This is a genomic window from Rhodopseudomonas pentothenatexigens (assembly GCF_900218015.1).
Lineage (GTDB): Bacteria > Pseudomonadota > Alphaproteobacteria > Rhizobiales > Xanthobacteraceae > Rhodopseudomonas > Rhodopseudomonas pentothenatexigens.
The window spans coordinates 21,822-34,557 of record NZ_UFQQ01000006.1; the positions used below are offsets into that span (position 1 = coordinate 21,822).

A 12,736-nucleotide genomic window follows, 5' to 3' on the forward strand; every position below is an offset into this window, starting at 1 on the left:
GAGACAGATTGAGCCGTATGTCTATCAAGCTGCTTCCCGCGAGCACTCAAAGTGGAGAATGCAGCGTTGCTAGGCAAGCCAAGGAACTATAGCCATTGAGGTCGATACACTGAGACGTATGCTACCTCCCAGTCTGATCGAGATCAGAGCCACATTTCTTGGAAGCGCTCACAGATTCCCGAAAATGCTCATTCGCCACCTCCGCTTGTTGTCTGCGAAGCTCAAGATCAAAGGCAGCGCCAGCGCGATAGAACCGTTCTTGCCAAACAGGATCTTGGGTCTCTAAGGGGCGAAAGTCCGTCATCCCTTGCATCTCCAGAGGGTCTTAATTCCTACGAATTGTGAAATGCAGAACGGATCTTGTCAAGGCACGGCTACTTCGCCAGTAGTATGGCGAGTCAAATAATACCCTAACAGAGGGACGCGTCTCGCCAACGTTCACAACCTTGGCGCTATTTTGAGCTGCCTCCGCGATGAACGCCCTAACAAACCAAGACTTCCTCGCATACGATGGGATGTTCTGGCCGTTATGTGATTGCTCAGGAAGGCATATCACTGCTTGCCCTCCGTCATTCATTGAACGAACGATCGCGCCGGGCAACTCTCGGTATAGATCCAAGTTCTTCTCATAGTCGTCCGTATTGAAGGCGTAAGGCGGGTCTGTAACTAGTAAATCAACTTGTCTTTCAAGATCCTTCAGCAAGTCTAAAGCACTCACCTGCCCACCATCTTGCAGCACAAAACCCGCCTCTTTGCTGCCGACTGCAATCCGCGGCGAGATGATCTCAGGGCAATACCATCCTTTCTGAATTAGTAGTCTCTCCCCGAGTGTTACAACCTGATCTTCGGGGCGCATCTCACGGATCTTTGACAAATTTTTACACTGGCTTTTAAAAGTGTCGAGCTCAGATTGAACTGCCTTGGTTAATATTTCGATCTGCCGATCTCTCTTCTTTCCCTCGCGGTACAGGGATGGTCCGACTCGCAAAATGGATCTCCAAACCAAATAGATTAGCAGCCGCAACGCTAACGAACGTTGGTTTGAAAACGCCGTCAAAACCTCGCTGAAATCAGCTTCGCGCAACGTCCGAATTCCGGCCTGCGTTCTAGATGGTGCGGGTGCATTGCTTCTAAGGTGCTCCAAGAGGCGGGCGGCGGCCCATGGGAAGGCTTGTTTAACCGAATCCAAGGAGGTTGCTTGCGTCCTTGTTGATATTGTCGTTGCCTCTTCTAGGGCGTCTCCTAGCATCTGCTTTAGATTTGTGCTCGTGATACAGCTTAGCAAATTCAGAATGCCGTCGATTGATAGTGGCAGCGTAGCAAGTGGCGCTAGAAGGTTATTCTTACAATCGTCATCATTTTCTTGGTCTTTCTGTGGAAGGCTGAAGAACAGCAGATTGTCATTGCGCGCGAACTGCGCCGGCTTTGACAAGTCTCCGGCAATAAATCTCACACTTCCTGGTAGCTTGTGTGCTTCCAAGATCGATGTGCCAGAGCCGACAAACGGGTCGCAAACCACCAATGGTCTGTCGCGTTGCCGTCCCATCAAATTGGGAAGACATAGATTAAGCATGGCTGCGGTTAGCGTGTGAGGTGCTGTGACTGGCGCGTACCACCCCGGCTTTGACTCATCAAAGATTACAAATGGGGATGAGTTGCGAAACTGTCTCGCGTACAGGATAAGGTACTGTTTGTTTGAACGGCTGCCACGTTCATCTATGCCGAAATCTCGAAGAAGAAATAAGCAATGATCATTGAGTCTTTGATTGTTCTTTTCAAAATCACGGATCTCAGTGTGTGGGTCCTCCTCGCCGGGCATTGGGCTGACTATTCGCGCTAAATCTCTGTCCAGCAAGATGGCATCCCAGAAGTCACCAGCTGGCTGTCCACCTATAAAGTACTTATCTTTCGGGATTCTGGTCTGAACAATACCCGATCCTCCACCTGCGTCTGGACGTGAATGGTCGTAAGGATCGAGGTGTTCATTTGCCATCAAGAAAAAAGGAAGTCGGCCGCTTGATCCGCTCGCCTCCGAAATGCTCGCGTGGTAGCGCCTTAGGCTTACAATGCATGCAGATGCTTCAAATTTTGCTGCGTTTCTAATATATAGTAATTGTCCAGCTGAATGGATGTATCCGGATCTGCCAACGATTGATGCCGTGTCAATCTCTAAATCCTTCGAGATGGCAACTGCGCACGTCGAGTGATATGCGTCGAGTATGATCAGGCCACGGAGGCTGGCGCCGTGAATTCCGGATATTCGCGACGATGTTCTTTCAACAACTAATTTCTTCAGTTCGGAATAGCGGTGCGAGTTAGATAGTTGAACGTAGTTATTTGCGAATTTGTTCTTGTCGTTACTGGTTGCGTATAGTGCCGAGATTTTTTCAGATAGTTCTTGAAATTCCTGTGTTGGGGATACGAGGGTGTCCCATATGGTTGCTAGGTCATGTCTCAGTGAGCGAGATGAGTGAAAAGAAATATAGATATTCTCTTTCTTTGGGGTGACGCTATATCTCAATAGACTTCTTAGTTCTCCGTATGAAATTGAGGTGACGCTACATCCGTACCGTAAAACAAATAGGTGACTCTCGAGGTGGTAGTAATCTGTGGTAAAGTAGTTAGCGAAAACTAATGATAGATTTTGTTCGGGCCCTCCATCGAGATGTTGTTCTAGTGTGCTCTCAATTGAATTCATTAATGCTCGATAGAGTGCGTCGTTGGCCGGCATGGCGTGAATCCCGTATAAATGAATCGATCAGCTATAGGTTTTGATGTGCGTGTGTCAATTGCGACGAATAGATGTTTGTGGGCGTGTCTTTGGTGTGGCGGGTTGTCTTGAGTGGGTATGTTGTTCGTTAATTGAGAGGGGGCGTACAGAGGGGGTAACCGGCTGACAGTGCCGCGGTGAGCGGGGGTGTCAGCTGATTACTTTCGTGTCTTGTTTTCCGACTTGCCTTCTCTCCTTCGTTTGCTGTGGCGAGGGTAGGTCTTCAATGATGGCGGTGGCGGTCGTTCGGCCGTTCATGCCACGGCCTTGGTTGGGGCGACGCTGATTGTAGGCGGCCAGGTGGTCGAGCGCGGTCTACATCTGGTTGACCGTTTCGTATTGGTTGCGGCTGCCTTCGACCCGACCGATTTCATCTGCGTTCAGCATCCACCGAGGACGTCCACCATGAAGTGGCTCTATCTTCTGATCGCGATCGTCGCCGAGGTCGTCGGCACGTCGGCGCTGAAGGTGTCGCAGGGGTTTACGGTACTGCTGCCGTCGGCGCTGGTTGTCGTCGGGTATGGCGCAGCGTTCTACTCTTTGTCGCTGACGTTGAGCAGCATCCCCGTCGGTATCGCCTATGCGCTGTGGTCCGGGATCGGGATCGTGCTGATCTCTGCGGTCGGGTGGCTGTGGTTCGGTGAGGCTTTGGATGTGGCGGCGATGATCGGTATCTCTTTCATCATCATCGGCGTCGGCATCATCAATTTCTTCTCGAACGTGTCGGCACATTAGCGTCCGGCATCGTCGCGCCGGCCTCTCTCCGCGAGCGCGGATAATTTCGGCAACGCGGTTGAGTTCGGTGCGCTGCCGCGTGCCCGCTCATCCGTTGAAAATTGCATCCGGATACCGCGAGCGCTGTATCCTGCTACTGTCAGGTAGATTAGTAGTTAGGATCGTGCCGCAAATCGCAGCGTGTCTGCTCAGTTAGTAATCACGCAGCGGCGCAGGTCAAACTTTCGTCAGGATGGTGGCCGGCGCTCCGATGGCGCTAACTGGCAAGACCCTGCCCGACCATTTGCTGGAGATCGTGGCGGCGGTTCGACCATGCGAACTTGCGCGTTCGCAGCGCCATGTCGGCTCGGCTTCGGTGGCTGAAGGCTCCGGCACGCGGCGCGAGCGCGGCGGAGAAGGGGCGTCCGATGCTGTATCTCGTCACTCATTACTGGATCTGGCTGGCGGCGGCGTTCGTCGTCGGAGCGGTCACGCCGCTGCTCGCGGACAAATTCGGCTGGGCGGCCGACCTCGAGAATTACTGGGTGAGCCGGGTCGGCGTGGTGCTGGCGGTGGCGCTGGTGCTGGTCGCCGCGCAGCTCGCCTCCGGCAAGGCCGAGCTGATGCTGGAAGCCGGCGTCGGGCTGGTGATCGCTTACTTCGTCGGCGGCCTGGCCGGCGGCGTCGCGCCGGGCCTGCTGCCGGTGCGGTTCGAGGGCTGGTGGGTCGGCCTGTTCGTGACCGGCCTGATCCTGGCGGTGTTCGGCATCACCACGCTGCCGAAGCTGGAGCCGGACCTGCGCGAGCGCGTCGCCGAGGTGGTGAAGGAAGCGGGCGCCGATCCGTTGAACTTCGACGTCGCCGGGCGCGACGTGCTGCTGCCGGCCGATCTGGGCAACGACAAGGTGCGCGCGGCGTTGGGCGAGCAGATCGCCAAAGTGCCGGGCGTGCGCCGGGTGACCGATGTCGACGAACTGAGCGGCGCGGCGCTGGCGGCCAAGACGGTCGCCAAGCTGCAGGCGGACGCCGAAGCCAAGGCCAAGGCGGAGGCCGAAGCCGCCGCGCAGGCCGCCGCCGCGAAGGAAGCCGAAGCCAAGGCCATGGCCGCGATGGACGCGGCGCAGAAGCGCGCCGCCAAGGCGAAGGCCGATGCCGAGGCGAAGGAAGCTGCCGCAAAGGCGGCCGCCGAAGCTGCGGCCAAGGAAGCCGCTGCGAAGGAAGCCGCCGCCAAGCAGGCCGCAGAGCAGGCGGCTGCCGAAGAGGCGGCGAAGAAGGCGGCCGATCAGGCCGCAGCCAAGCAGGCGGCGGCCAAGGCCGCCGAGGAGGCCGCCGCGAAGCCGGCGGCGGTGAAGCCGGCCGCGCCTGCGGCCGAGATCAAGACCGCGAGCGCCACCGGTGAGCTGCCGGTCGCCTCCACGCAGGATTGCCAGGGGCGGGTGACCGCCGTGGCCTCGGCCGAGAAGATCAGTTTCGAGCGCCGCGGCGCGGTGATCGACAAGGCGTCGCAGCCGCTGCTCGACAAGCTCGCCGCGGCGATCAAGCAGTGCCCGGCGGTGACCATCGAGGTCGCCGGCTACACCGACGCCGCCGGCAAGAAGTCCGCCAACGTCGCGCTGTCGAAGCGCCGCGCCGAGGCAGTGGTGGCAAGCCTGACCAAGGCCGGGATCGGCCCGGTCAAGCTGGTGGCGGCGGGCTACGGCTCGGCCAAGCCGATCGCCGGCAACGACACCGCCGAAGGCCGGGCGCAGAATCGCCGGATCGAATTCGTGGTGAAGTAACTCCCCCTCCAAGATGCTTCACCCGACGGAAAAGCCCGCCGCGAGGCGGGCTTCTCTGTGCGCGTAAACTGCAGGGCTGTTAGTTCTTCGAGTCATTCCGGGGCGCGAGCGCAGCTCGCGAACCCGGAATTCCAAGTTTGTAGCGACGGCCGGGTGCTCCACAGCTCCGGATTCCGGGTTCGCGCCTGGCGGCGCGCCCCGGAATGACGTGCTGGTGTGTAACCGACGCTCGTCGCGGAGCTGATCGAACTTACACCGGATCCCAGTTGAATATGTCGGCGGAGCGGTCGAGCTTGTAGAACGAGCCCTTCAGCGCCGGCATGCCGTGCTCGGCGAGGCTTTCGCAGGTCCAGCCGCCGTCGCGGTGCACCGAGCGGATCGGGCGCGACTGGCCCATCAGGAAGATCTCGTTCATCCGCACCGCGAAGATCTGGCCGCTGACGTCCTTGGCGGCGTCGCCGAGCAGATACACCGACAGCGGCGCGATCTTCTCCGGGCCCATCTGCTGCATCCGCGCGACGCGGGCCTTCTCGGCCTCGGTCTCGGTGGGGATGGTGCCGATCAGCCGGCTCCAGGCGAACGGTGACACGCAGTTGGAACGGACGTTGAAGCGGTTCATGTCGAGTGCGATCGACTTCGACAGGCCGACGATGCCGAGCTTGGCAGCGGCGTAGTTGGCCTGGCCGAAATTGCCGATCAGCCCCGAGGTCGAGGTGAAGTGCACGAACGAGCCGCTCTCCTGCTCGCGGAACAGCCGGGCGGCGGCGTGGCTGACGTAGAACGTGCCCATCAGGTGTACCTTGATCACCTGCTCGAACGCATCGATGCTCATGCGGTGGAAGATCGCGTCGCGCAGGATACCGGCGTTGTTCACCACGCCGTCGAGCTTGCCGTAGGTGTCGACCGCCTGCTTGACGATCTTGCTGGCGGGAATCGCCTCGGCGACGGTCTCGAAATTCGCGACCGCGGTGCCGCCTTCCTTCTTGATCTCCTCGACCACCTGCTCGGCCGGCGAAGCGTCGGTGCCGGAGCCGTCGGAGGCGACGCCGGGATCGTTGACGACCACCTTGGCGCCTTCGCGCGCCGCGAGCAGCGCGATCTCGCGGCCGATGCCGCGCCCCGCGCCGGTGACGATGATGACTTTTCCGTCCAGTGCCTTGGCCATGTTGTTGTTTCCGTTGTTGGCGTTTGGTCGTTGATGGTGCCGCTGCATTCACCTCTCCCCGCGCGCGGGGAGAGGTCGACCGGCGAGCGTGAGCGAAGCCGGGCGGGTGAGGGGGCGCTTCCACGCGGCCGAGCGGCTCAGACTCGTGGAGGCACCCCCTCACCCCAACCCTCTCCCCGCACGCGGGGAGAGGGAGCGCGCCTCACGGCGCCGATAGTCAGAACTACTTCTCGTTGGTGAAGATGATCGTGCCGGAGGCCGCGAACATGCCGCCGACGCCGTGGCAGACCGAGATCTTCGCGCCTTCCACCTGTGCCGGCGCAATGCCGCGCATCTGCCGGACGCTCTCCTGCAGCGCGTACATGCCGTACATGCCCGAGTGCATGTAGGACAGGCCGCCGCCGTTGGTGTTGAGCGGCAGCTTGCCGCCGGGGCGGGTGTTGCCGTCGGCGATGAATTGGCCGGTTTCCTCATAGGGCATGAAGCCGAGGTCGCCGAGGCCGAACAGCGGCAGGTGCGCGAACGCGTCGTAGATCATCAGATGATCGACGTCGCTGTGGCTGATGCCGGCCTCGCGGAACGCGGTCGGGCCCGCCACCTTGAAGGCCCGCGAGGAGTTGAAGGTCTCCATCTGGCTGACCATCGGGGTCTCGACGCTCTCGCCGGTGCCGAGCACATAGACCGGCTTGTGCGGGAAGTCCTTGGCGCGATCGGCCGAGGTCATGATCAGCGCGCCGCCGCCGTCGGTGACGAGGCAGCACTGCAAGAGGCGGAACGGATAGGCGATCATCCGCGAGTTGAGCACGTCCGCGACGGTGATCGGGTCCTTCATCATCGCGCGCGGATTCTTCGCCGCCCATTCGCGCTGCACCACCGCCACCGAGGCGATCTGCTCGTGGGTGATGCCGTGGGTCTTCATGAAGCGCAGCACAGGAATCGGGAACTGGCTCGGCGGCCCATAGATGCCGTAGGGCGCTTCGAACTGGCCCTGCAGGCTGTCGGCCTGGAACGAGCGCGGCAGCTTGCCGATCATCGACTTGCCGCTTTCGGCGTGGGTGATCAGCACGGTCTTGCACAGCCCGGCCTCGATCGCCGCGGCGGCGTGGCGGACGTGCAGCATGAACGAGCAGCCGCCGACCGAGGTGCCGTCGACCCAGGTCGGGGTGATGCCGAGATAGTGGGCGATCTGCTGCGGCGTCTCGACCGCGGTGGCGATGCCGTCGATGTCCGACAGCTTCAGCCCGGCGTCGGCGATCGCGTTGAGCGCGGCGTCGGCGTGGAGCTGGATCTGCGACATGTCGGGAATGACGCCGAGCTTGGTGGTCTCGGCGGCGCCGACGATAGCAACCTGATTGCGACGCATGGTGCTTACCCCTTCGCCGGACGGAATTGCGGAAGGGTGAGATTGTCGTCGATGGTCTGGAAGGTGACTTCCAGCTTCATGTCGAGCTCGAGCGCTTCTGGAGTCTGCGGACACTCCAGGATGTTGCTCATCATCCGCGGGCCTTCTTCGAGCTCGACCACCGCGATGGCGTAGGGCTCGGTGAAGCCGGCCGCCAGCGGGCGATGATTGATCACGTAGGAATACAGGGTACCCTTGCCGGAAGCCTTGAACACGCTGACCTCGCGTGAGCCGCATTTCGGGCAGAACGGGCGGGGCGGGAAGTACGCGTGGGCGCAGGAATCGCAGCGCTGAAGCCGCAGTTCGCCTTGCTTGGCGCCGTCCCAGTAGTGCTGGGTTTCCGGAGTGATCTTGGGACGTGCGCGTGCGGGTTCAGCCATGTCTTAGTTTTCTCCCTGAGCTGGCTCGTGGGCCCATCGGTTGTGGCGTCTTGATGCGATATCGCCCCGCCAGCGTCAACACGCGCAGAGCGCGGGGCGATGCGCGTGAATTGTATTCCGCAAAGCGGACAATCGTCGCGCCCGAGCGATGCGCCGGGCGCGGGGCCGAAGCCACCGCGGCGGCGGATGGCAAAGCCTGACTTTCCGCGCTACTGAATAAGCCGACGATCCTCATCTGCGATCGAGGCGTGCCGCGGCGCGCTGCCGATCGGCTCGCAGCGGAATGACCAGCATGACCCGACATCCTACCCTCGCCGCCCTGGCGGCCGATCTCGAAGCCGGCCGCACCACCGCCCGCAAGCTGGTGGAGGACTGTCTGGCGCGGATCGCCGATCCGGCCGGCGAGGGCGCGCGCGCTTTCATTCACGTCGACCGCGACGCCGCACTGCAGGCGGCGGATGCGATGGACAAGCTGCGCGCCGCCCGGGCGGCGCCGTCGCCGTTCGCCGGCATTCCGATCTCGATCAAGGATCTGTTCGACATCAAGGGCCAGGTGACCCGCGCCGGGTCGCGCGCGCTCGACGACAATCCGCCGGCCGACAGCGATGCGCCCGCGGTGGCGCGGCTGCGGCGCGCCGGCTTCGTGGTGATCGGCCGCACCAACATGACCGAGTTCGCCTATTCGGGCATCGGCATCAATCCGCACTACGGCACGCCGAAAGCCGTCTATCGCCGCGACGTCGGCCACGTGCCGGGCGGCTCGTCGTCGGGCGCGGCGGTCTCGGTGGCCGACGCCATGGCGCATGCCGGGCTCGGCACCGACACCGGTGGCTCGTGCCGCATCCCCGCAGCGTTCAACGGCATCGTCGGCTACAAGCCGTCGCAATATCGCGTGCCGCGCGAAGGCGCGGTGCCTCTGTCGTTCTCGCTCGACAGCATCGGGCCTCTGGCGCGCAGCGTCGCATGCTGTGCCACGCTGGATGCGATCCTCGCCGACCAGCCGGTGGGGCCGCTGGTTGCCCGCCCGCTGAAAGGCATGCGGATCGCGGTGCCGACCACGGTGGCGCTCGACGATCTCGATGCCGCCGTTACTGCCGCGTTCGACCGCGCGTTGAAGACGTTGTCGAGCCACGGCGCGATCATCGAGAAGATCGAGGTGCCGGAATTCGCCGAAGTCGCGCCGCTCGGCGCCAAGGGCGGCTTCCCGGCGGCCGAGAGCTACGCCTGGCACCGCTATCTGATCGTCGCGCAGGGCGACGTCTACGATCCGCGGGTGCGCGCGCGCATCCTGCGCGGCGAGACCCAGAGCGCCGCCGACTACGTCGATCTGGTGAACGCGCGCAAATCGCTGATCGCGCGCGCCTCGGCGCGGCTGGCGCCGTACGACGCGGTGGCGATGCCGACCACGGCGATCGCCGCGCCGACCATTGCCGAGCTGGCGGACGACAAGGCGTTCACCAAGGCCAATCTGCTGACGCTGCGGAACTGCACGCTGATCAACATGATCGACGGCTGCGCCATCTCGCTGCCGTGCCACCAGGACGGCGAGCCGCCGATCGGGCTGATGCTGGCAGGGGTGAACGGCGCCGACCGCGAGATCTTCGAGGTCGCCGCCGGCCTGGAGGCGGTGATCCGTGGTTGATCTCACCTTCACGCTCGACGCTGCCGGCAGCCGCACCCAGCTGACGCTGCCGATCACCACTGCGGTGATCGCCGGCTGGACCGGGCGCGATCCGGTGGCGCGCGATCACCACATCGCCGAGCTCGAAGCGCTCGGCATTGCGCGGCCCGCATCGACTCCGATCTACTACCGCGTCGCCGCGGCGCGGCTCACCACCGCGCCGACGATCGAAGTTTCGGGCGGCGAGTCGTCGGGCGAGGTCGAGTTCGTGCTGATCGGCCATCAGGGCCGCATCCTGGTCGGCGTCGGCTCCGATCACACCGACCGCAAGGTCGAGGCGTATGGCGTCACCGTGTCGAAGCAGATGTGCGACAAGCCGCTGGCGCCCTCGCTGTGGGAGTTCAGCGAGGTCGAGCCGCATTGGGATCGCATCGTGCTGCGGTCCTACGCCGCGATCGGCGGGACGCGCGTGCTGTACCAAGAGGGCACGCTCGATGCGATGCTGCCGGCGCGCGACCTGATCGCCCGCGGCTTCGGCGGCGGCACCCTGCCGGACGGCACCGCGCTGTTCGGCGGCACCTTCGCCGCCAAGGGCGGCATTCGCCCGGCGTCGCGGTTCGAGTTCGAGATCGACGATCCTGTGCGCGGCCGCATCATTCGCCACGGCTATGACGTGGTGGAGCTGCCGATATTGGGGTGAACGTGGCGAGGTAAGCGCCATCACCACCACCGTCATTCCGGCGCGCCGCCAGGCGCGAACCCGGAATCCCGGGGTTGTGACGAAGGCTGGCGGCGCAGAACAGCCCGGGGTTCCGGGTTCGCGCTCCGCGCACCCCGGAACGACGATGCTAGTCGGTCAGGAGTGCAGCCTTTCACTCCTTCGCCTTGATCACGCTGAAGCTGCCGTTGGCGCGGGCGCAGCGGGTGCCGTCTGCGGTGACGAAGCATTGCGCGACGCACAGCTTGGCTCCGACCTTGATCACCTCCGGTTCGATCTGTAGCCATTGGCCGATCTTGGCGGGACCGATGAAGTCGATCGCCAGCGACGCCGTCAGCAGCCGCGCGCCGCCGCCGAGCTTCAGCCCGCAACTGTAGCCCATCGCATTGTCGGCCAGCGCCGTGATCAGCCCGCCATGGGCGAGGCCGCGCGAATTGGTGTGGCACTCGCGAATCCGCAAGCCCAGCATCACCGCCTCCGCGGTTGTCTTGGCATAGAGCGGCTCCCACGGCGCGGTGAGCGGGCTCGAACGGGCATGACGAATGAATCCTGCGGGAATGCCGTCGGTCCCGGTGGTGTCGGTCGGATCGGTGGTCATGCGCCTCGTCGCTCGCCTCGCTGCATCAACCGCCTTTAGACCGCACCGCAACACTGCCGGCAACGCCGACAAAGTTTGAAGTGCGGTTTGAAAGGGTGTTTGAAACGGCCGGCAGGGGGCGCTCTGATTGCACGGCTGCATTCGACAGCCTGGCGTTCGTCATTCCGGGGCACGCGCGTCAGCGCGTGAGCCCGGAATCCATAACCACAGCCCTGATTAGAGCTTGCGGAGGTTCGATCGTCCCAGAACACATGCGCAGGGCTTATGGATTCCGGGCTCGCGCTCCGCGCGCCCCGGAATGACAATGGCTAAGCCGTGAATGGCGGCGGCTCTGCGTCGCCTCAGTACGGCAGGCCGACGTAGTTTTCCGCCAGCGAGGTCAGTGCCGCTTGCGAGCTGATCAGATAGTCGAGTTCGGCGGCCTGGATACGCTGCGAGAAGGCGTCATGATCGGGGAAGCGGTGGAGCTGCGAGGTCATCCACCAGGAGAACCGCTCGGCCTTCCACACCCGGCGCAGCGCGTTGGCCGAATAGGCGCCGATGCCGGCTTCCGACTTCTCCGCGTAGTACTCGCGGATGGCGCGCGACAGGTAGTACACATCGCTGGCGGCGAGGTTGAGACCCTTGGCGCCGGTCGGCGGCACGATGTGGGCGGCGTCGCCGGCGAGGAACAGCCGGCCGAACCGCATCGGCTCGGCCACGAACGAGCGCAGCGGCGCGATGCTCTTCTCGATCGAGGGCCCGGTGACCAGCCTGCCGGCGGTCTCCGGATCGAGTCGGCTCCTCAGTTCGTCCCAGAACCGGTCGTCACTCCATTCGGCGACATCGTCGGTGAGCGGGCACTGCACGTAATAGCGGCTGCGGTGCGCCGAGCGCATCGAGCACAGCGCGAAGCCGCGGTCGTGGTTGACGTAGATCAGCTCCGGCGACACCGGCGGAGTGTCGGACAGCAGGCCGAGCCAGCCGAACGGATACACCCGCTCGAACGATTGCACCGCGCCAATCGGCACGCTCTGCCGGCTGATGCCGTGGAAGCCGTCGCAGCCGGCGATGAAATCGCACACGATCTCCCGGGTGGTGCCGTCCTTGACGTAGCGCACCTTGGGGTGGGCGCCCTCGAAATCGTGCAGGCTGACGTCGGCGGCGTCGTAGATCGTGGTCAGGCCGGCGCCGTTGCGCGCCTCCATCAGATCGCGGGTGACCTCGGTCTGGCCGTACACGGTGACGCTCTTGCCGCCGGTCGCGCCCTTCAGATCGATGTGATGCCGCCGGCCGCCGAACGCGATTTCGAAGCCGCCGTGCACCAGCGCTTCGCGGTGCAGCCGCGCGCCGACCCCGGCCTCGTCGAGCAGGTCGACCATGCCCTGTTCCAGCACGCCGGCGCGAATCCGCGACAGCACGTAGTCCGGGTCCTTGCGTTCCACGATGACCGCGTCGATGCCGTAGATGTGCAGCAACTGGCCGAGCAGCAGCCCGGACGGACCCGCGCCGATGATGGCTACTTGTGTCCGCATGGTCGTTCCCCCGATCTCGTCGTCGCCTCGTTACGGGACCGTCACGGAGCCGTCTAGCCGCCGTCGGATGTCTAGC

Annotated in this window: 10 protein-coding genes; 4 read left to right on the forward strand and 6 right to left on the reverse strand. The window is 63.2% G+C overall.

From position 1 onward, the window contains the following. Positions 1-325 precede the first annotated feature (325 nt). Entirely contained in the window at positions 326-2,731 is a 2,406-nt protein-coding gene (locus DWA33_RS06585) for a class I SAM-dependent methyltransferase (RefSeq protein WP_114357307.1), read from the reverse strand. Between the two features lie 444 nt (positions 2,732-3,175). Between DWA33_RS06585 and DWA33_RS06590 the strand changes: the two genes are divergently transcribed. Together DWA33_RS06590 and DWA33_RS06595 are read left to right on the forward strand one after the other, a co-directional pair. Beyond that, positions 3,176-3,505, forward strand: a complete 330-nt coding sequence (locus DWA33_RS06590) for a DMT family transporter (RefSeq protein WP_114357308.1) — start codon at positions 3,176-3,178, stop codon at positions 3,503-3,505. A gap of 407 nt (positions 3,506-3,912) precedes the next feature. Then, positions 3,913-5,262 carry an OmpA family protein gene (locus DWA33_RS06595; RefSeq protein ID WP_114357481.1) on the forward strand — a complete coding sequence of 450 codons (1,350 nt, stop codon included), beginning with the start codon at positions 3,913-3,915 and terminating at the stop codon, positions 5,260-5,262. 250 nt (positions 5,263-5,512) lie between these two features. Here DWA33_RS06595 and DWA33_RS06600 read toward each other — a convergent pair whose 3' ends face one another. The 3 genes from DWA33_RS06600 to DWA33_RS06610 form a co-directional block, all read right to left on the reverse strand. Then, positions 5,513-6,427 carry an SDR family NAD(P)-dependent oxidoreductase gene (locus DWA33_RS06600; protein ID WP_114357309.1) on the reverse strand — a complete coding sequence of 305 codons (915 nt, stop codon included), beginning with the start codon at positions 6,425-6,427 and terminating at the stop codon, positions 5,513-5,515. A 223-nt stretch (positions 6,428-6,650) separates the two neighbouring features. Next, positions 6,651-7,790 (reverse strand): thiolase C-terminal domain-containing protein, encoded by a 1,140-nt coding sequence (locus tag DWA33_RS06605; protein ID WP_114357310.1) that lies wholly within the window; start codon positions 7,788-7,790, stop codon positions 6,651-6,653. 5 nt (positions 7,791-7,795) lie between these two features. Then, positions 7,796-8,209, reverse strand: a complete 414-nt coding sequence (locus tag DWA33_RS06610; protein WP_114357311.1) for a Zn-ribbon domain-containing OB-fold protein — start codon at positions 8,207-8,209, stop codon at positions 7,796-7,798. A 292-nt stretch (positions 8,210-8,501) separates the two neighbouring features. On the opposite strand from DWA33_RS06610, the gene DWA33_RS06615 reads away from it, so the two are divergent. Together DWA33_RS06615 and DWA33_RS06620 are read left to right on the forward strand one after the other, a co-directional pair. Beyond that, complete coding sequence (locus DWA33_RS06615) at positions 8,502-9,851, forward strand: amidase (RefSeq protein WP_114357482.1); 1,350 nt, start codon at positions 8,502-8,504, stop codon at positions 9,849-9,851. Continuing rightward, positions 9,844-10,530, forward strand: a complete 687-nt coding sequence (locus DWA33_RS06620; protein WP_114357312.1) for a DUF2848 domain-containing protein — start codon at positions 9,844-9,846, stop codon at positions 10,528-10,530. The genes DWA33_RS06615 and DWA33_RS06620 overlap by 8 nt, the downstream gene beginning before the upstream one ends. Before the next feature lie 172 nt (positions 10,531-10,702). On the opposite strand, the gene DWA33_RS06625 is transcribed toward DWA33_RS06620, so the two are convergent. Beyond that, on the reverse strand, positions 10,703-11,146 hold the full coding sequence (locus DWA33_RS06625) for a PaaI family thioesterase (RefSeq protein WP_114357313.1): 444 nt from the start codon (positions 11,144-11,146) through the stop codon (positions 10,703-10,705). 341 nt (positions 11,147-11,487) lie between these two features. Beyond that, the gene (gene pobA, locus DWA33_RS06630) at positions 11,488-12,660 is read right to left on the reverse strand and encodes a 4-hydroxybenzoate 3-monooxygenase (RefSeq protein ID WP_114357314.1); all 1,173 of its coding nucleotides are present in this window, start codon (positions 12,658-12,660) and stop codon (positions 11,488-11,490) included. Between the last annotated feature and the right edge of the window lie 76 nt (positions 12,661-12,736).

Excerpts from the sequence above, each read along its gene's own strand:
- DWA33_RS06585 (WP_114357307.1), bottom strand. The coding sequence starts at position 2,731 with ATGCCGGCCAACGACGCACTCTATCGAGCATTAATGAATTCAATTGAG.
- DWA33_RS06605 (WP_114357310.1), bottom strand. The coding sequence starts at position 7,790 with ATGCGTCGCAATCAGGTTGCTATCGTCGGCGCCGCCGAGACCACCAAG.
- DWA33_RS06590 (WP_114357308.1), top strand. The coding sequence starts at position 3,176 with ATGAAGTGGCTCTATCTTCTGATCGCGATCGTCGCCGAGGTCGTCGGC.
- DWA33_RS06610 (WP_114357311.1), bottom strand. The coding sequence starts at position 8,209 with ATGGCTGAACCCGCACGCGCACGTCCCAAGATCACTCCGGAAACCCAG.
- DWA33_RS06595 (WP_114357481.1), top strand. The coding sequence starts at position 3,913 with ATGCTGTATCTCGTCACTCATTACTGGATCTGGCTGGCGGCGGCGTTC.
- DWA33_RS06615 (WP_114357482.1), top strand. The coding sequence starts at position 8,502 with ATGACCCGACATCCTACCCTCGCCGCCCTGGCGGCCGATCTCGAAGCC.
- DWA33_RS06600 (WP_114357309.1), bottom strand. The coding sequence starts at position 6,427 with ATGGCCAAGGCACTGGACGGAAAAGTCATCATCGTCACCGGCGCGGGG.
- pobA (WP_114357314.1), bottom strand. The coding sequence starts at position 12,660 with ATGCGGACACAAGTAGCCATCATCGGCGCGGGTCCGTCCGGGCTGCTG.
- DWA33_RS06625 (WP_114357313.1), bottom strand. The coding sequence starts at position 11,146 with ATGACCACCGATCCGACCGACACCACCGGGACCGACGGCATTCCCGCA.